The sequence below is a fragment of the Nonomuraea sp. NPDC050022 genome, assembly GCF_044460705.1.
In the GTDB taxonomy this organism is placed as follows: Bacteria; Actinomycetota; Actinomycetes; order Streptosporangiales; family Streptosporangiaceae; genus Nonomuraea.
The window spans coordinates 1,039,686-1,058,590 of record NZ_JBITKE010000003.1 but is presented as its reverse complement, the minus strand read 5'-3'; the positions used below and the strand labels follow the sequence as shown (position 1 = coordinate 1,058,590).

Annotated in this window: 22 protein-coding genes; 6 read left to right on the top strand and 16 right to left on the bottom strand. The window is 69.0% G+C overall.

What is annotated here, in order from left to right:
* The first annotated feature begins 4 nt into the window (after positions 1-4).
* Positions 5-217 carry a biotin/lipoyl-binding carrier protein gene (locus ACIBO2_RS16370; protein WP_357643180.1) on the top strand — a complete coding sequence of 71 codons (213 nt, stop codon included), beginning with the start codon at positions 5-7 and terminating at the stop codon, positions 215-217.
* 58 nt (positions 218-275) lie between these two features.
* Here ACIBO2_RS16370 and ACIBO2_RS16365 read toward each other — a convergent pair whose 3' ends face one another.
* Positions 276-659 carry a thioesterase family protein gene (locus tag ACIBO2_RS16365; protein WP_397297623.1) on the bottom strand — a complete coding sequence of 128 codons (384 nt, stop codon included), beginning with the start codon at positions 657-659 and terminating at the stop codon, positions 276-278.
* Between the two features lie 257 nt (positions 660-916).
* Here ACIBO2_RS16365 and ACIBO2_RS16360 point away from each other — a divergent pair, with 257 nt between their 5' ends.
* Positions 917-2,605: a protein kinase gene (locus ACIBO2_RS16360; protein ID WP_397297621.1), complete on the top strand. Its 1,689-nt coding sequence runs from the start codon at positions 917-919 to the stop codon at positions 2,603-2,605.
* Positions 2,606-2,728: 123 nt separating this feature from the next.
* On the opposite strand, the gene ACIBO2_RS16355 is transcribed toward ACIBO2_RS16360, so the two are convergent.
* The 5 genes from ACIBO2_RS16355 to ACIBO2_RS16335 form a co-directional block, all read right to left on the bottom strand.
* A complete protein-coding gene (locus tag ACIBO2_RS16355; protein WP_358557401.1) occupies positions 2,729-4,375 on the bottom strand; it encodes an acetolactate synthase in 1,647 nt (548 codons plus the stop codon).
* Positions 4,376-4,460: 85 nt separating this feature from the next.
* Positions 4,461-5,231 (bottom strand): DUF4097 family beta strand repeat-containing protein, encoded by a 771-nt coding sequence (locus ACIBO2_RS16350; RefSeq protein WP_397297618.1) that lies wholly within the window; start codon positions 5,229-5,231, stop codon positions 4,461-4,463.
* A complete protein-coding gene (locus ACIBO2_RS16345; protein ID WP_358203762.1) occupies positions 5,228-5,881 on the bottom strand; it encodes a response regulator transcription factor in 654 nt (217 codons plus the stop codon). The genes ACIBO2_RS16350 and ACIBO2_RS16345 overlap by 4 nt, the downstream gene beginning before the upstream one ends.
* A gap of 34 nt (positions 5,882-5,915) precedes the next feature.
* Entirely contained in the window at positions 5,916-7,076 is a 1,161-nt protein-coding gene (locus tag ACIBO2_RS16340) for a histidine kinase (protein WP_397297616.1), read from the bottom strand.
* Between the two features lie 100 nt (positions 7,077-7,176).
* Positions 7,177-8,145 (bottom strand): hypothetical protein, encoded by a 969-nt coding sequence (locus ACIBO2_RS16335; RefSeq protein ID WP_358557389.1) that lies wholly within the window; start codon positions 8,143-8,145, stop codon positions 7,177-7,179.
* Between the two features lie 100 nt (positions 8,146-8,245).
* On the opposite strand from ACIBO2_RS16335, the gene ACIBO2_RS16330 reads away from it, so the two are divergent.
* Positions 8,246-8,827: a hypothetical protein gene (locus ACIBO2_RS16330; RefSeq protein WP_358557387.1), complete on the top strand. Its 582-nt coding sequence runs from the start codon at positions 8,246-8,248 to the stop codon at positions 8,825-8,827.
* A 10-nt stretch (positions 8,828-8,837) separates the two neighbouring features.
* Here the strand turns inward: ACIBO2_RS16330 and ACIBO2_RS16325 are convergent, their stop codons facing one another.
* Positions 8,838-9,557 carry a GntR family transcriptional regulator gene (locus ACIBO2_RS16325; protein ID WP_358557384.1) on the bottom strand — a complete coding sequence of 240 codons (720 nt, stop codon included), beginning with the start codon at positions 9,555-9,557 and terminating at the stop codon, positions 8,838-8,840.
* 473 nt (positions 9,558-10,030) lie between these two features.
* Here ACIBO2_RS16325 and ACIBO2_RS16320 point away from each other — a divergent pair, with 473 nt between their 5' ends.
* Complete coding sequence (locus ACIBO2_RS16320; protein WP_225301849.1) at positions 10,031-11,503, top strand: PAS domain-containing sensor histidine kinase; 1,473 nt, start codon at positions 10,031-10,033, stop codon at positions 11,501-11,503.
* 141 nt (positions 11,504-11,644) lie between these two features.
* On the opposite strand, the gene ACIBO2_RS16315 is transcribed toward ACIBO2_RS16320, so the two are convergent.
* Together ACIBO2_RS16315 and ACIBO2_RS16310 are read right to left on the bottom strand one after the other, a co-directional pair.
* Positions 11,645-11,899 carry a WhiB family transcriptional regulator gene (locus tag ACIBO2_RS16315; RefSeq protein WP_225301850.1) on the bottom strand — a complete coding sequence of 85 codons (255 nt, stop codon included), beginning with the start codon at positions 11,897-11,899 and terminating at the stop codon, positions 11,645-11,647.
* Positions 11,900-12,178: 279 nt separating this feature from the next.
* The gene (locus ACIBO2_RS16310) at positions 12,179-13,144 is read right to left on the bottom strand and encodes a diacylglycerol kinase family protein (protein ID WP_357949595.1); all 966 of its coding nucleotides are present in this window, start codon (positions 13,142-13,144) and stop codon (positions 12,179-12,181) included.
* Positions 13,145-13,234: 90 nt separating this feature from the next.
* Here ACIBO2_RS16310 and ACIBO2_RS16305 point away from each other — a divergent pair, with 90 nt between their 5' ends.
* Entirely contained in the window at positions 13,235-13,627 is a 393-nt protein-coding gene (locus ACIBO2_RS16305) for a hypothetical protein (protein ID WP_397297612.1), read from the top strand.
* 13 nt (positions 13,628-13,640) lie between these two features.
* On the opposite strand, the gene ACIBO2_RS16300 is transcribed toward ACIBO2_RS16305, so the two are convergent.
* The 3 genes from ACIBO2_RS16300 to sodN form a co-directional block, all read right to left on the bottom strand.
* Positions 13,641-14,420 carry an RNA polymerase sigma factor SigF gene (locus tag ACIBO2_RS16300; protein ID WP_358557382.1) on the bottom strand — a complete coding sequence of 260 codons (780 nt, stop codon included), beginning with the start codon at positions 14,418-14,420 and terminating at the stop codon, positions 13,641-13,643.
* A gap of 17 nt (positions 14,421-14,437) precedes the next feature.
* Positions 14,438-14,863, bottom strand: coding sequence for an anti-sigma factor (locus tag ACIBO2_RS16295; RefSeq protein WP_358557379.1), 426 nt, complete (start codon positions 14,861-14,863; stop codon positions 14,438-14,440).
* A 127-nt stretch (positions 14,864-14,990) separates the two neighbouring features.
* Positions 14,991-15,392 carry a superoxide dismutase, Ni gene (gene sodN / locus ACIBO2_RS16290; protein WP_219533868.1) on the bottom strand — a complete coding sequence of 134 codons (402 nt, stop codon included), beginning with the start codon at positions 15,390-15,392 and terminating at the stop codon, positions 14,991-14,993.
* Between the two features lie 30 nt (positions 15,393-15,422).
* On the opposite strand from sodN, the gene ACIBO2_RS16285 reads away from it, so the two are divergent.
* On the top strand, positions 15,423-15,779 hold the full coding sequence (locus tag ACIBO2_RS16285) for a S24 family peptidase (protein WP_358557376.1): 357 nt from the start codon (positions 15,423-15,425) through the stop codon (positions 15,777-15,779).
* On the opposite strand, the gene ACIBO2_RS16280 is transcribed toward ACIBO2_RS16285, so the two are convergent.
* From ACIBO2_RS16280 to ACIBO2_RS16265, 4 genes are all read right to left on the bottom strand, one after another.
* On the bottom strand, positions 15,749-16,186 hold the full coding sequence (locus ACIBO2_RS16280) for a CGNR zinc finger domain-containing protein (protein ID WP_358557373.1): 438 nt from the start codon (positions 16,184-16,186) through the stop codon (positions 15,749-15,751). The genes ACIBO2_RS16285 and ACIBO2_RS16280 overlap by 31 nt on opposite strands.
* Positions 16,187-16,285: 99 nt before the next feature.
* On the bottom strand, positions 16,286-17,029 hold the full coding sequence (locus tag ACIBO2_RS16275) for an amino acid ABC transporter ATP-binding protein (RefSeq protein ID WP_358557370.1): 744 nt from the start codon (positions 17,027-17,029) through the stop codon (positions 16,286-16,288).
* Positions 17,026-17,904 carry an amino acid ABC transporter permease gene (locus ACIBO2_RS16270; protein ID WP_358557367.1) on the bottom strand — a complete coding sequence of 293 codons (879 nt, stop codon included), beginning with the start codon at positions 17,902-17,904 and terminating at the stop codon, positions 17,026-17,028. Before ACIBO2_RS16270 ends, ACIBO2_RS16275 begins: the two co-directional genes overlap by 4 nt.
* Positions 17,859-18,725, bottom strand: a complete 867-nt coding sequence (locus tag ACIBO2_RS16265; RefSeq protein ID WP_358557364.1) for an ABC transporter substrate-binding protein — start codon at positions 18,723-18,725, stop codon at positions 17,859-17,861. Before ACIBO2_RS16265 ends, ACIBO2_RS16270 begins: the two co-directional genes overlap by 46 nt.
* Positions 18,726-18,905: the final 180 nt, after the last annotated feature.

Genomic DNA, 18,905 nt, shown 5'->3' with positions numbered 1-18,905 from the left:
CGCGGTGGCTGAGGTACGCGCGGAGATGGTGGCGAATGTCTGGAAGGTCGTCGTCCAGGAGGGCGACACCGTCTCCGAGGGCGACACACTGGTCATCCTCGAGTCGATGAAGATGGAGATCCCCGTCCTGGCCGAGGACGAGGGCGTCGTCGCGCAGCTCAAGGTCAGCGAGGGCGACGTGATTCAGGAGGGCGACCTGATCGCCGTCATCGAATAGCCGCCGGTCCGAAGACCTTAGCGGGCGGCGCGGTCGAGAAACTTAGTGCGATCGATCACTATTGGCGGGTGGCGCGGTCGAGGAACTTGGCGCGATCGACCACCACTCGCTCGATCGTGCCCCGGCCGACGACGTTCTGTTTGTCGCGGGCCTCGAAGCCGAAGACCAGCCGCCTGCCGTCGACCTCGGTGAGCTCGGTGGTGATCTGTACGTGCGTGCCCAGTGGGCTCGGCGCCAGGTGCACCAGCTCGACACGGGTGCCGACGGTCGTCTCACCGGGAGCGAGATGCGCGTGCACCGCCTTGACCGTCGCCATCTCGGCCAGCGCGAGCAGCCGCGGAGTGGCGAGCACCGGGACGTCGCCGCTGCCGATCTTCTCAGCGGTGTCGGACCTCTCGACCATGATGAGCAGCTGGGAGCGGAGACCCGGAGCGAGCGTCATACCGCCAGCGTACTGCGATCATCACCGCGGCCCGCTGTCAAGGGCCCTGATCTCCCGGAAACGCGGACAAGTACGGTCAGAAGGCCGCAGGATAGGGTTTGTAGGGCTTACGGCATTTAAGTGGCATGTGGGACTCGTGAGTCGTACACTCTCGAAGTTCCGTGACCTCTGTGTTACCTCACCGCGACACAACTTCGCTTTGTTGGAGATCCTTGGGGTGGGAGAGGTTATAGAGGTAAAGGGGTAACGGGGGAGTCATGGTAGCCCAAGGAACGACGCTGGCGGGGCGCTATCGCCTGGACACCCGCATCGGCGCCGGCGGCATGGGCGAGGTGTGGCGGGGCGAGGACATCGTGCTGGCGCGCACTGTCGCGGTCAAGGTGCTGCTGCCCGGCCGCATGGACGATCCCGGGTTCGTCGCGCGTTTCCAGGCCGAGGCCCGGGCGATGGCGACGATCAATCATCCGGGTGTCGTCGACGTCTACGACTATGGTGTGAGCGGGGACACCGTCTATCTGGTGATGAAGTTCGTCGACGGGGAGCCACTCGACAAGTTGCTGATGCGGCTGGGCCGGATCCCGCCCCAGCCCGCGATGGAGCTGATCGCGCAGGCTGCCTCGGCGCTGCAGGCGGTGCACCAACAGGGGATCGTGCATCGTGATGTGAAGCCGGGCAACCTGCTGGTCCAGCGCGACGGCACGCTCGTGCTGACCGACTTCGGCATCGCCCGCTCCGACGTGGCCAGCCGGCTCACGGACGCGGGCATGGTGCTCGGCACCGCCGCCTACTGCGCGCCCGAGCAGGCCGAGGGCGCGCCGGTGACGCCCGCGGTGGACATCTACGCGCTGGGCGTGGTGGCCTACGAGTGCCTGGTGGGGCAGCGGCCTTTCGACGGCGAGAGCGCGGTCACGATCGCGCTGAAGCACATCCGCGAGGCGCCTCCGCCGCTGCCCGCCGAGATCCCCGCACCCGCGCGCGCCCTCGTGGAACGCGCCCTGTCGAAAGATCCGCTCGCCCGTTACCCGACGGCCAGGGCGATGAGTGAGACGGCCCGCAAGATCGCGGCCGGCGAGACACCCCCTCCAGAGCCCGCGCCGCCGGTGACGGGTGCCACCATGGCCGCGCCGTTGGAGGCGTACCAGACCGGGTCCCGTCAGTCGGGTCCCCACCCGACCGGATCCCACCAGGCGGGCCCTTACCAGACGGGGTCCTATCAGGGAGCGCCCCATCAGACGGGGTCCTACCAGGCTGGGCAGCACCCGACCGGGTCACATCAGGCTGGGACGTCTGAGGCGCAGACGGTGGCCGGGCCGCGTCAGGGTGCCCGCCGTGCCAGCGCCAAGGCGCCTCGTAGAGGTGCTCTCGTCGCCGGGATCGCGGCCGCGGTCGTACTCGGGGCGGGCGCCGGTGCTGTCGCGCTGACGAACATGTCGAGCCAGCTCGAACCCGAGCCGACCGTCACCACGTCGAAGGCGAACTCCGAGCCCACTCCAGATCCGACCCCCACGTCGACGAAGCCCACCAAACGCCCGATCAAGCCCAAGCCGACCACGCAGGAGCCGGTCCCCACCAGGACGGCCGCCGAGCCGACGGAGACGGAGAAGGAGCCACCGACCCCGGAGCCGACGGACAAGAAGACGCCGACCAAGACCCCCAGCAGCTCGCCGAAGCCGAGCACGACGGTCACGAAGAAGCAGGTCCCCTCCGTGGTCGAGCTGCCGTACGCGCAGGCCACCCAGCGGATCCGAGCGGCGGGCTTCCAGAACATCAGGATCGACGACCAGACCACCACCGAGCAGGGCATCACCTGCGGCCGGATCGGCGAGACCTTCCCCAACGGCGGCACGTGGCTAGAGGTGAACAAGCCGGTCAAGATCGTCGTTATCGACGGCGGCCCCTGCCCGTCACCCACCCCGACCCCGACGCCGACGCTCGGGGCCAGGTAGTTCAGACCCCCGCCGTGGTGCGGGGGTAGGCGATGGGCAGGTCAGATCGCCCGGCGGGTGGGCGATCTGGGAGTTGGTCAGGTCAGATCCTCCGGCGGGTGGGCGATCTGGGGGCCGGTCAGGTCAGATGCCCGTCGTGGTGCGGGGGTAGGCGATCTGGGGGTCGGTGGCGATGTTCACCATGTACGGCACGCCGGAGTCGAACGCGCGACGCAGCGCGGGGCCGATCTCCGACGGCCGGGTGACCAGCTCGCCGCCGCCGCCCAGCGCCGTCACCACCTGGTCGTAACGGCACTGCGGCTGCAGCTCGGCGGCCACGTCGTAGCCGTAGAGCATCTGCATCGGGTGCTTCTCCAGGCCCCAGATGCCGTTGTTGCCGCAGATCATGACCACCGGCAGGTTGTGCCGTACGAGGGAGTCGACGTCCATGAGCGAGAACCCGGCCGCGCCGTCGCCCAGCAGCAGCACCACCTGTGAGGACGGCCGGGCCAGCCGGGCGGCGATGGAGTAGCCGAGGCCGGTGCCGAGGCAGCCGTAGGGGCCCGGGTCGAGCCAGTTGCCGGGCTGCTTGGGCTCGACGTACTTGCCCGCGTAGGAGACGAAGTCGCCGCCGTCGCCGATCACCACGGCGTCGTCGTCGAGCACCTTGCCCAGCTCGCCGTAGATGCGCATGGGGTGGATCGGGTCGGAGTCGGCCGTGAGCAGGGCGGCGTCGTCGGCGATCGCCGCGGCGGCGGCCTCCGACAGCTGCGACACCCAGCCGGAGTAGGCCGTGGGCTTCAGGCCGGCGTCGCCGCAGGCGGTGCCGAGGCTCCAGAGCACCACGGACAGGTCGCCGGCGGCCGACGCGGCGGGCTGGGTGTGCGTGGCCAGCTGCGACGGTGTGTCGGCGATGTGCACGACCTTGGCCGGCGGCGCGCCCTGCTTGCCGCCGAACCAGCCGTAGCCGAGCCGGAAGTCGAGCGGGGTGCCGACCACGATGACCAGGTCGGCCTTGGCGAAGGCGAGGCCGCGGGCGCGGGTGACGAGCAGCTCATGGCCGGCGGGCAGGATGCCGCGGCCCTGGCCGTTGGGGATGACCGGCAGCCGCCAGTTCTCGGCGAAGTCGCGCGCGGCCTCCTCGGCCCGGTCCATCCACACGTCGGACCCGTAGACCAGCACCGGGCGCTCGGCCTCGGCGAGCAGCCTGGCGATGGTGGCCAGGGACTCGGGGTCGGGCTCGAGGGGCGACGGGCTCTGCGTCTCGACCGGGTGCGCCGGCGACGGCGCGAACAGGTCGTCCATGTAGAAGTCGAGGAAGACCGGCCCGCGGTGCGGCGCGACGGCCGTGCGGAACGCCGCCTCGACGTCCTGGCCGATGGAGTCGGCTCCGGTCGCGGTGAACGACAGCTTGGTGATCGGCCCGAGCAGCGGCGGGTGGTCCATCTCCTGCAGGGCCCCGCTGCCCCAGCGTGAGCGCGGGGCCCGCCCACCCATGACGACCACGGGGGAGCCGTTGAAGTGCGCGGTCGCGACGCCGCTGATCCCGTTGGTGATGCCGGGCCCCGCCGTGAGGACGGCCAGCCCGGGTTTCCTGGTCAACCGGGCCGTGGCCTCCGCGGCGAACACGGCGCTCTGCTCGTGGCGTACGTCGAGGATCCGCATGCCCTCGTGCACGGCGCCGTCGTAGAGCGGGAAGACGTGCCCTCCCGACAGCGTGAACATGGTCTCGACACCATAGGCCTTGGACACGGCGACGGCGGCGTCACCGGCGTGCTTCGCAGACTCCATGCCGGGAACCTACCAACGAGCCATCAGAGTAAACAGATGTCAACGGTCGCGTCGTCACGCGGCCATGGCGGCCAGTTCCCGGTCCTCACCTGCAGCAGACATTCGCCATGCCGGCCGGCGCCTGCACGGTGATCTTCCTTGGCGAGGCGGGCTCCTTCATGATGTCGAGGTCGACGTTCTTGGCACGCGCGTCCACGTCGTAGGACAGGCCGGGGACCGCCACGGTGACATCGCCTCTGGTTCTGACGACCGCGCGGACCTTCGTCGGAGCGTTTTCGAAGGACAGGTCGACCTGGCCCGAGCCGATCTCCACGTCGGCATCGCTCCCCGTGAGCCTGCGACCCGTGACATCGCCGGAACCGCTCCTGGCCCAGACGGTGCCCGATGTCTCGGTCACCCGCAGCGGACCCGACTCGGAGATCATCCGGACATTGCCGAAGAGACCGTTGACCGCCAGCATGCCGTTGGCCGACTCCGCCGCTACATCGGTCTCCACCGGCACGAACAGCGCGTAGTCGACCTGGCAGACCGGCGCGTGCCGCTCATCCGTGCCTGGGCAAGAGGCATCGAGCCGCAGCGTCCGGCCGTCCCAGTCCTCCTTGACGACCGGTTTCGTCTTCGACCAGCTCAGTGACCGTTCGAGGAACAGCTCACCCGCCTCGCCGGGATGGATGCTGACGTTCACGCTTCCGCGCCCCGCGATCACCTTCAGCTGTGACAGCTTGAACGAGATGCTTCTGCTGGTCGTCTCCGTCGGTGGACTGGCGTGAGCGAACCCATCCCAGAACGCCGTACCGCTGATCAGCAAGGCGCACACGGTCGCCACGGCGCCCGCGCTCAGCCACAGGGCCCTCATGGCAGACTCCTGATCTTGAGGAACTGCAGGACGGCGAGGACCCGGCGGTGGTCGCCCTCGGCCGGGGACAGGTCGAGCTTGGTGAAGATGTTGCCGATGTGCTTGCCGACCGCTCCCTCGCTGAGCACCAGCTCCTGGCCGATGCCCGCGTTGGAGCGGCCTTCGGCCATCAGCTTGAGCACCTCGCCCTCCCGGGGCGTCAGCCGGTCGAGCGGGTCGCTGTGCCCGCGCAGCAGCAGCTGGGCGACGACCTCGGGGTCCAGCGCGGTGCCGCCCGCCGCCACCCGGCGCAGCGCGTCGATGAAGTCGGTCACGTCGGCCACCCTGTCCTTGAGCAGGTAGCCGACGCCTCCGGTGGCCGAGGCGAGCAGCCGGGCCGCGTAGCGCTCCTCCACGTATTGAGACAGGACCAGCACCGGCATGTCGGGATGCTCGCGGCGCAGCACGAGGGCCGCGCGCAGGCCCTCGTCCGTGTGTGTGGGAGGCATCCGTACGTCCGTGACCACCAGGTCGGGCAGGTGCTCCTCAGCGGCGCGCAGCAGGCCCTCCGCCTCGTCCACGGCCGCCACCACCCGCATGCCGGCCGCGTCGAGCAGCCGGACGAGCCCTTCACGCAGAAGTACGGAGTCTTCCGCAAGTACTACTCGCACGACAGGTCCACCTCAATGGAGTCTTCCGCCAGAACTACTCGCACGGCAGGTCCACCTCGATCGTGGTCGGCCCGCCGAGCGGGCTGGACAGGCGGAGCGTCCCGTCGACCGAGTCGATCCGCTGGAGGAGGCCGCGCAGCCCAGTGCCGCCGTCGAGCCGGGCGCCACCGCAGCCGTCGTCGAAGACGCGCAGGCACAGCCGGTCGCGTTCGCGGACCACGCTCACCTGGGCCTTGGTGGCCGCCGCGTGCTTGGCGATGTTGGTGAGGGCCTCGGACACGATGAAGAACGCCACCGCCTCGATGGTAGGAGAAGCGCGCAGATCGATGTCGACGCGCAGCCGCACCGGGATGGGAGCGCGCGCGGCGATGCCGGAGAGCGCCGCGTCGAGGCCCTGGTCGTTGAGCACGGCGGGGTGCAGGCCGCGGACGAAGTCGCGCAGCTCTTTGAGCGCCTGCTTGGACTCCTCGTGCGCCTGCGCGATCGCCTCGCGGGCGGGCTCGGGCAGGTCGGTCAGCGTGGCGCGGGCCAGCCCGAGGTTCATGGCCAGCGAGACCAGCCGCTGCTGGGCGCCGTCATGCAGGTCCCGCTCGATGCGCCGCCGCTCGGCGTCGGCCGCGTCGATCACCCCGGCGCGGCTCTCGGTCAGCGTCTCGATCCGCTGCCCCAGCTCGTGGCGGCTGGGGCCGAGCAGCGTACGCGCCACCGACAGGTCCAGACGCGCCATTCCCCGCGCCAGTGTCGGAGCCACCAGCAGCAGGACGAACCCGACCGCCATGTACACCGAGACCACGCCCGGCTCCCTCAGGTTGAACTCGAACACGAGCGGACGCTTCTGCAGCATCGGCTGCAGGAACGCCGTCAGCCCCACCCCGGCCGCCCCCCACGCGGCCGCCACCAGGACGGTCCCGGCCAGCCCCACCAGCGGCGAGAGCAGGTGGTAGCCGATCTGCCGCCAGGTGACGCGGCTGCGCCAGGTGGTCGGTGAGCGCACCGGCGGGATACGCGCCCCGAGGAACGCCTCGAACCGGGAGCGCTGCACCCGGGTGAAGAGCGGCAGACCGCGGCGCATGAGGGGCGGCACCGCGGCGCACACGAGGGTCAGCCCGGCGAGGATCACGCCGACCGGCAGCCCGATCACGACATGCGCCGTGTCCAGCCAGGCGCGTGCCGACCACGGGCGGGGGACTTTCATGGCACCAACGGTATTGACCTCCGGGGCCCGCGCGACATGGGCTTGGTGTGTGCCTGCGGGGTAGGGCTAGCCCCACCCCGCGGGCGAAGAGGGGCCGGCCTCACAGCGGCGGGACGGACCAGCCCTTCTCTCTGTACAGCGGGGCGTGCTCGGCGTTGACGAACAGCCGGTCCTCGGGGTTGGGGATGCGGAAGTAGCTCTGCGGGTGCAGCAACTCCCTGGCGTTGTCCGACAGGTCGAGCACGTAGCGGTCGGGCGCCCGCCGCTGGGCCAGGAAGCGCAGCTCGAACGGCAGCAGGGCGAGCGGGTTCGCGTGGTCCCAGAGGCCCAGCCCCGCCTCACGGGCCCGCCGTACGGCCTGCCTGGCCCGGCCCAGCGCCCCCGCTTCGGCGACCGTCCTGGCGCTGCCCGGCGCCGGCACCGCATCGGCCAACCGGCCCTCCTGGCGGACGAAGGGATCGACGTTGGGCCAGATGAAGTAGGGGATCACGTGCCCGGCCGCGAGCAGTCGCTCGTTGTACGGATCGGGGCGGGGCTTGTCGCGCTGGTCGCGGTTGACGTAGCAGAGGAGCCTGCCGTACCGGTCGAGGATCTCGTACGCGAAGGCCAGCCTGATCTTGAACGTCTCGTCGGTGAGGCCCTGCTCGGTGATGTCGAGCTGCATCATGGTCTTGAGCGCCTGGGTGGCCGGGGCGGCATGGGCGGCGTGGTTGGGCGCGGCCGCCGGGCCCAGCCTGCCCAGCAGGTTGTTGTGCAGGGCCGTGCGGAGCGTGAGCTCCTGGTAGCCCTTCTCGAACGGGTCGGTGAGGAAGGTCGTCCAGGCGGGCTTGTCGATGGCGACGAAGCCCTTGGGGAAGTCGGGGAAGTTCGGGTTGCGGGGTAACTCGAAGCTGACTTCGGGAGCGTCGACACCGAGCAGACGTACGCCGAAGTTGCCGTCGGCCGCGATGTTGATCGTGTCGCCGTCATGCACGATCTTGTCCACCGGCTGGGCCGCGCCTCTGGAGCGGCCGAGAAGAGCGTGCCCGACCGTGACGCCGGGAACGGGTTGTTCGATCGCCTTTGCCATGCCTGCATCATCACCCCGCGATGGCTGCAAGTCCCGAAATAGTTGAACGAATCGGTATTGCGGGCCGTCTCACGTGGTGACGGATGAGCTGGAGGTCCAGATGTTACAGATCGGGGTAGCCGTGGCAGTCGCCGCGGCGATGTCGATGGGGGCGGGCGCCCTGCCCGACGGGATGCTCTTCCTGGAGACCCACCCACCGGCCAAGAAGTGGGAGTCCTACAAGACGACGGAGTCGAAGAGCCTCCCGCTCCGGCTGAACCCGTGCGAGCGCCGCACGGCCTCGGCCGCCGACCGCCTGGCGACCCGGACCGTCCACTACCGCTCGGAAGACACGATCAAGTACGAGCAGCTCGTCGTCTACAAGAGCGTCTCCGCCGCCCGTACGGCGATGCGGGGGCTGCGCGCGGATCTGGCCCGGTGCAAGAACTTCGGCAAGGGCCCCGACCGCCATCACTACTACACCAAGCCCCTCAAGGTGGGCGACGACGCTCTCCGGGCCGGCAGCAGCTTCTTCGAGAGCGGTGAGCAGACGGTCGTCGTACGGAACGGCGCGACCGTCTACGTCGTGGGCGGATCGGCCTGGCCGGGGAAGAGCCTGCCGCTCAAGCGCTTCAAGGGCCTCATCTCCCAGGCGGAGCGGATGAGGGTGAAGGTCTGCGACCTGCCGAAGGCGGCCTGCTGAAGAGGCTCCCTCACGGGCGGCGCAGGCGCGTGACGAACTTGTACCGATCGCCGCGATAGAGCGACTGCGCCCACTCGACCGGGTTTCCGTCGGCGTCGAAGGCGTGCCGTGTCAGGAGCAGCATCGGCAGCCCGACGTCCACGCCGAGCGCCTTCGCGTCATAGGGCGTGGCGAGCACGGTCTCGATGATCTCCTCTGCGTCGGTGAGCCGGACGTTGTAGGCGTTGTGCAGCGTCTCGTACAGGGACGCGTGCACCTCGAGCTCCCGCCGCAGCCTGGGGAAGCGGCGGGCCGACAGGTGAGTGGTGTCTATCGAGACGGGCTCCCCGTTGGCCAGGCGCAGGCGGTGGATGCGCAGGACGCGCCCGCCCGGGTTGATGGCCAGCCGCCGCGCGAGCGGCTCGTCGGCGGTGATGTAGCCGATCTCCAGGATCTTGGTGTCGGGCTCCAGGCCGGCCGTGCGCAGGTCGCCGATGTAGGACGTCAGCTGCAGCACCTGCGCCACCTTCGGCTGGGCCACGAAGGTGCCCTTGCCCTGGATGCGGAGCAGCCGCCCCTCGACGACCAGCTCGGTCAGCGCCTGACGGACGGTGGTGCGCGAGGTCTCGAAACGTACGGCCAGCGCCCGCTCGGGAGGCAGCGCCGCGCCGGGAGGCAGGCTCTTGGTGAGCTCGAGCAGGCTCCGTTTCACGTCGTAGTACTTCGGTACGCGAGGGCCGTCGTCCGTCACGCTCTCACCTTCACTTCTGCCACGGCGGTGAGGGCGTGTCTGATCACCGCGAGATCATCGGAACTCAGATTGGCCCGAGCGGTCAACCACCGGCACGACACAGGCAGAGGCGCGCTCGTCGTCAGACCGGGCTCGCCCGCCGTGATACATGCCGGATCGGGCAGCTCAGGTTGATTGTGAAGGATATACACAGTGGCAGGTATGGCGGCAACCGAGGCAGTAGCCGAGGTCGGGACAAAGATGAGCACCGTGTCGATCACCTCCGTTGCGCGCCGAACGGTCCCGCTCCGATGGTCGACCGAACGGAACAGTGTGACGGTTTTCACAGTGTGAGATTCCCGAAAATCAGCGGTTGACCGCACGGCGACACGCCCGTGTTCATCGGTGTTCGCGGCCCGGTGAGCACGCCGGCGGGAGGGGCGGGCCGGGTCGCCGGTTTGGTTGTTGCGGCGGAAAGCACGCATGATGCACTCGTGCCGACTCTCAGCGACCTCGTCGTCCGCCACACCGCTCTCGACGCGGCGGACCTCGACTGGCTGCACTCGCTGGTCTCCGACTGGCAACTGCTGGCCGACCTGTCGTTCGCCGACCTCATCCTGTGGGCGCCGCTCCAGGGCGAGGGCGGCGGCTGGATCGCGATCGCGCAGATGCGCCCGACCACCGGGCCCACCGTCTACCACGACGACATCGTCGGCACCGTCGCGGCCAAGGGCGAGCGCTACCTGATCGACACGGCGTGGAACGAGCGGCGCATCTGCCGCGAAGGCGACCCCGACTGGTCGACGGGCGTGCCCGTCCGCGAGGAGACCATCCCCGTACGTCGGGCGGTCCCCGTCGGCGAGGCCCGCTTCCTCGCGGTGATCCAGCGCTCCACGAACCTGTCCTCGGCGCGCACCCCGTCGCGCCTGGAGCTCACCTACCTGCAGAGCGCCTCGGACCTGGCGCAGATGGTGGCCGAGGGACGCTTCCCGTTCTCCGGCGAGGAGCCGATCCTGGTCCGCTCCCCGCGCGTCGGCGACGGCCTGCTGCGGCTGGACCGGGCGGGGCGCGTGACGTACGCGTCGCCGAACGCGCTGTCGGCCTACCGGCGGCTCGGTCTGCACGCGGATCTGGTCGGGGCCGAGCTGGGCCGGGTGACCGCCACGCTCTGCTACTCCGACGAGCCGATCAACGAGGACCTGATGATCGTGGCCAGCGGGCGCGCGGCCAAGGAGACAGAGGTCGAGTCCGGCGGGACGATCGTGCAGCTCCGGGCGATCCCGCTGATCGTCGGCGGCGGCCGCATCGGCGCGCTGGTGCTCATCCGTGACGTGACGGAGCTGCGCCGCCGCGAACGTGAGCTGATGACCAAGGACGCGACCATCCGCGAGATCCACCACCGGGTCAAGAACAACCTGCAGACGGTGGCGGCCCTGCTCCGGCTCCAGGCGCGGCGCCTGCGCGTGCCCGAGGGGCGGGAGGCCCTGGAGGAGGCGGTGCGGCGGGTCGGCTCGATCGCGATCGTGCACGAGACGCTCTCTCACGCGCCGGAGGAGTTCGTCGACTTCGACGACATCGCCGACCGCGTGATCGCGATGGCGGGCGAGGTGTCGGCGGCGGAGGCGGCGGTCACCCCGCGACGGATAGGCAGCTTCGGCACCCTTCCGTCGCTCATCGCCACACCTCTGGCGATGGCTCTCACCGAACTTCTCCAGAACGCCTTGCAACACGGCCGCCCCAAACACCTGCAAGTGGTCGTGGAACCGACTCCCGACAGGCTGCACGTGACCGTCTGGGACGACGGTCAGGGTCTGCCCGACGACTTCGAGCTGGACAATTCCACGAGCCTGGGCCTGCAGATCGTCCGCACGCTCGTGGTCGGCGAGCTCTCGGGCAAGCTCTCGATCGCCCCTCGCCTGGAGGGCGGCACAGAGGTGACGCTCTCCATCCCACTGCCGGCCGCCTGACGGCGTGCCTTGTCACGGGCGCGCGTGTCGGCGGCCCGCCACGTGCGGGTTCAGCGGGCGTCTCCCTGGAGGCCCTCCACCACGGATGGCGGGTGGGGCCGGGCGATGCCTGCCGTACGAGCTGTAGGTCGGGCGGTTCGGCTAGGCGGAGGCGCGAGCGCGGGCACGGGCGCTGCGGCGCTTCAACGCCCTGCGCTCGTCCTCGCTCAGGCCGCCCCAGACGCCGGCGTCCTGGCCGGACTCAAGGGCCCACTTCAAGCACAGGTCGACCGCCGAACACGAGCGGCACACCTGCTTGGCCTCTTCGATCTGCATGAGTGCCGGGCCGGTGTTGCCGATCGGGAAGAACAGCTCGGGGTCGACGTCACGGCAGGCAGCTCGGTGGCGCCAGTCCATGCGTTTCACTCCTTAGTAGATGGAACCTCTGGTCGGCTCCGTGCGGCTACTACTTTGTGAAGAGTTTCACTAACTCGCGCGAGCAACGACCCGGATCCTGCGTTGGACCGGGGTTGCCCGCTGAGCGTCGGAGCGGACCCGGTAAGGCTTGTTAAAGGTCCTACGTTCCGACGTCAAAGTTGAGCCTGTCAGCCACTGAGAGTGCACGCAAGAGGGTTGGTAGGAAGTTTTGGCGTGGATGGATGTCGGATGCGTCACACAATGACCGAATGTAACCAGCTAGACCAGAACTTGTAATGCGTTCGGGATAGAGCGGAATGTCACTGATTCCCGTTCCCCCAGGTAGTCGCCGTCCAGCTCGAAGGCCACAGGGCGGTCTGCCGCGAGCGTGAACTCGGACTCGTCGTGGAGCTGGACGAGGTGCCGGCCCGATGGAAGGGTGTCACGCTCCGTGAGGATCTGCCGGATGGCGGGAAGTATCGAGGTCACGCCTATCTCTTGGAGTCCCAGCAGGTCGAGCCCGGTCTCGAAGCCGGCCCAGGGCGTGGGCAGGACCGGCCGGGTGCCGATGTAGGTCCAGGGCGAGGTGTTGGAGATGATCGCCATGTACACGCCCTTGGCGGCCGGAATGCCGGGGCCGCTCAGCGTCATCGCCGGGTGGCGCTTGTCAGTGGCGAAGTAATGGCGCAGCGCGGTGTTGACGTAACGCGTGGGTGTCGCCTTCCGGCCCGTGCCGCGCAGCCCCTCGACGGCCCGGATGACCTCGGCGTTGTACCCCATCCCACCGCCGAAGGTGAAATATCGGCTCTGATCCTCCCAAAGGGCTTGCCCCAACCCCACGGTCCTGCGGCGGCCGTCACGCAGCGCCTCGAGCACAGCGCCCGTGGCCTCGACCGGGTCGTTCGGCAGGCCCAGGTCGCGGGCGAACACGTTCGCGCTGCCCCCGGGGATGACGATCAGCGCGGGCCGCCCGGCGCTGGGGTCGTCCTGGTACGCGGGGTCGTCGCCGTTGACGGCGTTGAGCAGGCCGTTCACGGCCTCGTTGATCGTCCCGTCGCCGCCCAGCACGGCCACCACGTCGTAGCCCTTGGCGTGCGCGGTGGTGGCCAGCGCGGCCGCGTGGCCCCGGTACCGGGTCTGTTCCACGGTCAACTCGACGGCGGCGCCGAGCGCGCGGATCAGTACGTCACGCCGGCGGGCATTCGTGGTCGTGGCCTTGGGGTTGACCAGGAGCATCGCTCGCATGTCGTTCAGACTAGCCGGTGCCCGATATCTGGCTTATCGGCCATTAGTCGGAATCTGGAGGCGGCGAGGGGCACCGATAGGGTTTGGGGCGTGAACCGACCTTGGACACTTCTCGCCGCCGCGCTCATCGTCGCCCTGGAGGGCCTCGTGGCGCTCGGTCTCGGTCTGTACGTCGCGGTGGAGACGCTGGCCGGCGCGGCGGAGGACATCACCAGCGCGCTGGCCGAGTCGGCGTTCGGGGTGCTGATCGGCGCGGGATTGGTCTGGGTGGCCCGGGGCGGCCTGTACAAGATGGAGCGATGGGGGAGATCGCCCAGCGTGCTGGCCCAGATCTTCGTGCTCCCCGTCGCGATCACGCTCATCCAGTCGGACAAGCCGCTCTATGGGATCCCGCTGATCGTGGTGGCCGTCGCCGGCCTCGGCACGTTGCTCGCGCCCCCCACCACCCACGCCCTATATGGCGAGGACTCGCAGAAGGGTTAGTCGTCGTCCAGCGTCAGTCGTCCGCGGTCAGGCCCTCGCGCAGCTGGGCCAGCGTGCGGGCCAGCAGCCGTGAGACGTGCATCTGCGAGATGCCCAGCTCGGTGGCGATCTGCGACTGGGTCATGTTGCCGAAGAAGCGCAGCAGCAGGATGCGCTTCTCACGGGGCGGTAGTCGTTCGAGCAGCGGCTTGAGCGACTCGCGGTATTCGACGCCTTCGAGCGACTCGTCCACGATGCCCAGCGAGTCGGACACGGCGGGCGCGTCGTCGTCACCGGAGTCGGGCGCGTCGAGGGACACGGTGGAGTAGGCATTGGCCGACTCCAGGCCCTCGAGGACCTCCTCCTCGGTCATCTTGAGGAAGGCGGCCAGCTCCGCGACGGTCGGCGCGCGGCCCTCGCGCTGCGACAGCTCGCTGATCGCCTTGGTCAGCGACAGCTTGAGCTCCTGCAGGCGGCGCGGCACGCGCACCGCCCAGCCCTTGTCACGGAAGTGGCGCTTGATCTCGCCGACGATCGTGGGCGTGGCGTAGGTGGAGAACTCCACGCCGCGGTTGAGGTCGAAGCGGTCGATGGACTTGATCAGTCCGATGGTGGCGACCTGAGTGAGGTCGTCGAGCCACTCGCCCCGGTTGCGGAAGCGGCGGGCCAGATATTCGACCAGAGGAAGGTGAAGCTCGACCAGCTCGTCCCTGATGCGCTGCCGACGCGGCTCGTCAGGCCCCAGCTCGGACAGCTCGGCGAAGAGGATGCGGGCCCGCACCCTGTCGGGCACGGCGTGGTCGCTGGTGGCCATGGCTCCAGTCCTTTCCGTCACGCCGGCCCCGCCGTGCCTCGGCGCTTACGCAGGACGATCGCCATGCGATCGGGAGAGTCGATCACCGCTTCCACATCGTCTGCCAGGGCGGTCAAGACCATCCAGGCGAAGTCGTCCCGCTTTGGCGCGGAGCTGCCGACCGTCGCGACCTCGACCCTGACCTGCATTTCCTGCCCGGTCAGCTCGAACTCGGCGGTCAGATCGGTCCCGGGCACGGCCTCGCTCAGCAGCATCGCGCACGCCTCGTCGACCGCGATCCGCAGATCCTCGATCTCGTCCAGCGTGAAGTCGAGCCGTGCGGCCAGTCCGGCAGTGGCCGTACGCAGTACGGACAGGTAGGCACTCGCGGCCGGGAGCCTGATGCTCACCACGTCGCGGATGCCGGCCACGCCCTCAGCCCGCGTCTCGGTTTCCTCGGTCACGTTCCTCCTCGCGTATACGGCGCTGACTGCAACTTACCGCCCCCGGGAGGTGGTTGGCGGAATCAGACTCGCCATCGACCGAAAAGGCTCTGCACGGAAGGTCGCCGCACAGAGCCTTTATGCCGATTTAGGCGGCCTTCGTCTCCCAGAAGATCTTGGAGATTTCGTCGATCTTGCCGAGAAGGTCCTCGGCCTTGGCGACCTCGACCGTGCCCTTGCCGCCTGCCGCGCCGGCGAGCTTCGTGGCCTCCCAGAAGAGCTGGTGAAGCTGGGGGTACTGCTCGAGGTGCGGGGGCTTGAAGTAGTCGGTCCAGAGCACCCACAGGTGGTGCTTGACGAGCTCGGCCCGCTCCTCCTTGATGGAGAGCGCCCGGGCCCGGAAGATCGGGTCCTCGTTGGCCGCGTACTTCTCCATGATCGCCTTGACCGACTCCGCCTCGATCCGGGCCTGCGCGGGGTCGTACACCCCACAGGGCAGGTCGCAGTGGGCGGAAGCGACATGCTTGGGTCGTAGCAGTCGTGCGAGCATCAGAAAGTCCTTCCTTGATGCTGAATCAGCTTGGTCCAACTACCGACCTTACTCGGGTCCAAACGCCTGCGGCGGAGGGGGTCACAGCCCATGAGAGTGCGTGTCGAGGGGGATTCGATGCGGCCCGCGCTGGTGCCCGGCGACTGGCTCCTCGTACGGCGTGGCGCCGCGGTGCGTCCCGGCGACCTGGTCGTGGCGCGGCTCCCGGGCGAGCCCGAGCGGCTCATCGTCAAGCGGGCCCAATGGCACGGCGACGACGGCTGGTGGCTGGAGAGCGACAACCAGCGGGCCGGCGGGCGCCGCGACAGCTGGGACTTCGGCCCGGTGAGCGACATCGTGGGCCGGGTGGTGCTGCGCTACTGGCCGCTCCTGCGGCGGGCACGGTAGGCGGCGACGTTGGCCCTGCTGGCGCACCGGGCGGAGCAGTAGCGGCGCGAGCGGTTGGAGGAGGTGTCGAGGAAGGCCCGCAGGCATCGTGGCTCCTGGCAGCGGCCGAGCCGGTCGGCACCCAGTTCGGCGACGAGCGCGGCCAGGCCCATCACGGCGCCGGCGGCGGCTGTGCCGTGCGCGTCCACAGCGAGGTGGAGGTGCCAGCGCTGCCCGTCGTGGTCCGACAGTTGGGGGCGCACCGGATGGCGCACGAGCAGCGCGTTCAGGCGCGCCACGACGGCCTGCTCGCCACCGGTCCCGTCGAACACGGCCGCCAGTTCGTCACGCAGCTCTAGGAGCTCCGGCGGGGGGTGCGGATCGTTCACCAGCCGGACCGCCCACTCGGCGTAAGAGGTGAGGTCCATGCCGGAGTATTACACGGAGCCGCGGGGCGCCCAGCCTCGGACGCCCCGCATATGGGCTCTCAGGGGCCGCGGGGCTCGCTTTGGAGGCCCCGCTGAAGGTCAGCCCTCCGGGTGCAGGACGCGCCTGAGGAAGGAGCGGGTCCGCTCCTGCTTCGGGTCGCCGATCACCTCGGTGGGTGTCCCCTCCTCGACGATCACCCCGCCGTCCATGAACACCACGCGGTCGGCCACCTCGCGGGCGAACCCCATCTCGTGGGTGACCACCAGCATGGTCATGCCCTCCTCCGCCAGCTTCCGCATGACGGCGAGCACGTCGCCGACCAGCTCCGGGTCCAGCGCCGAGGTGGGCTCGTCGAAGAGCATCAGGTCCGGGTTCATGGCCAGCGCCCTGGCGATGGCCACCCGCTGCTGCTGTCCGCCGGAGAGCTTGCCGGGATATTCGTCGCACTTGTCGCCGACACCGACCTTGGCCAGGTTCTCCCTGGCGACGATCTCGGCCTCCTTCTTGCTCCGGTTCAGCACCCGCTGCTGGGCGATCATCACGTTCTGCAGCGCGGTCAGGTGCGGGAACAGGTTGAACTGCTGGAACACCATGCCGACGTGCCGCCGGGCCGCGTCGATGTCGGCGTCGGGATGGGTCAGCTCCAAGCCGTTGACGAACACCCGGCCCTTGGTCGGCGTCTCCAGCACGTTCACGCAGCGCAGCAGCGTCGACTTGCCCGAGCCTGAAGGGCCGATGACGCAGACCACCTGACCGGATTCGACGGTGAAGTCGATGCCCTTGAGCACCTCGTTGTCGCCGAAGTACTTGTGCAGTTCCCTGATCTCTACGGCGTGCGTCACCGTTTCCTCCCCTGGCGCGCTTCGAGGCGGCGTACCACGAACCCGAGCGGAATCGTGATCAGCAGGTACGTGGCGCCGGCCACGATCAGTGGCGTGCTGTTGGCCTGGTCGATCGTGGTGTCGGAGCCGAACTTGGTCAGCTCGGTGGTGGCCGCCGTCACGCCCAGCGTGAAGACCAGTGAGGAGTCCTTGAACAGCAGGATCAGCTCGTTGGTCAGCGGCGGGATCACGATCCTGATGGCCTGCGGCAGGATGATGGACAGCATCGCCCGGCCCGGCTTCATGCCGAGCGACCTGGCCGCCTCCATCTGCCCCTTGGGCACCGCCTGGATGCCCGCGCGGAACGACTCGGCCATGTAGGCCGCGGCCACCAGGCCCAGCGCGAGCGCCACCGTACCGTAGACGTCGCCGGGGAGCTTGAACCCGGGGAAGGCGATCGGCAGGCCGAACCCGAGCAGCAGGAAGATGATCAGCGCGGGCAGGCCGCGGAAGATCTCGATGTAGACGAGGGCGACCACCCGGTAGGGGACCACCGAGGACAACCGCATCAGCGCCAGCACGAGACCGAGCGCGAAGCCGATCACATAGCCGGCCACGGTGAAGATCAGGGTGTTCTTCAACGCGACCGTGAACAGCGTGGGGAACATCCCCGCGGCGACCTTGCCGTTCAGGAAGTTCTCGAAGATCTTCGGCCAGTCCGCGAGCAGGATCACCGCGATGAGGACGAGGGCGAAGACGGCGTACTGGATGGCGAGGCTGACGCGACGGCGCTGGCGGGGGCTGAGCCCGCTTTTCGCGGGCTCAGCCGTGGTCGGCGTGGTCGTCATGATCAGGAGGTGGGCGTCGGGGTCGTGACGGGCGCGGCGCCCATCCACTCCTGGTACTCCTTGGTCCAGGTGCCGTCCTTGATGGCCTCGGCCAGGGACTCGTTGATGACCTTGAGCAGCGCGGCGTTGCCCTTCTTGACGGCGAAGCCGTACTGGGCGTGGGTCGGCACCTGGCCGGACAGCTCATAGGCGGAGTTGACGTTCGGCTTCTTCATCCAGTCGACGACGACCGGCAGGTCCTGGATCACCATGTCGACCTGGCCGGACTGCAGCGCGAGCAGCAGCTTGCCGGAGTCCTTGAACTCCTTGGCCTCGATGCCCTTGCTCTTGGCGAGCGTGAGGCTGGTCGTACCGGCCTGCACGCCGACGCTCAGGCCCTTGGACTTGGCGGTCTCGAGGTCGGGCACGCCGGCGCCCTTCTTGGTCACCAGGCCGAGCACTTCGTCGAAGTAGGGGTTGGAGAAGTCGAGGTGCTGCTTGCGGTCCTCGGTGATCGTCATGCCGGCGGCGGCGACGTCGCACTTGCCGGCGCTGAGCGCGGCACCGCCCTTGATCGAGTCGAAGTCGATGTCCACGATGTCCTGCGTCACGCCCAGCTTCTTGGCGGCCAGGTCGATCATGTCCACGTCGAACCCGACGACCTTGCCGCTGGCGTCCTTGGACTGGAACGGCGGGTACGGCAGGTTGGTGCAGGTGGTCAGCTTTCCGGGGGCGACCAGCTGTACTCCGCCCGCCGCCGTGGCGGGTCCGGAGGACGAAGGGCTGGCGCCCGTCTGCGAGGTGCTGCCGCAGGCGGACAGCGCCAGAGCGGCGGTCAAGGCGAGCGCACCGGTGGTGTAGCCACGGCGCGTCCTGGGCCAGAGGGCCATGTGCGGGCCTCCTCGAGTGATATGTAAGGAAAGTTGGTTTTTGTGAAGTTTAAATGGCCTTTTGCTGCAGACCGTCATCTGAGAATTAACAATGCGTCAACAGAACGGAGTCGGTCCTGAGACAGACCCCATCTCAGCATGTGGCACTATGGAGCGACGGGTGACCCCCGTAACCCCTCT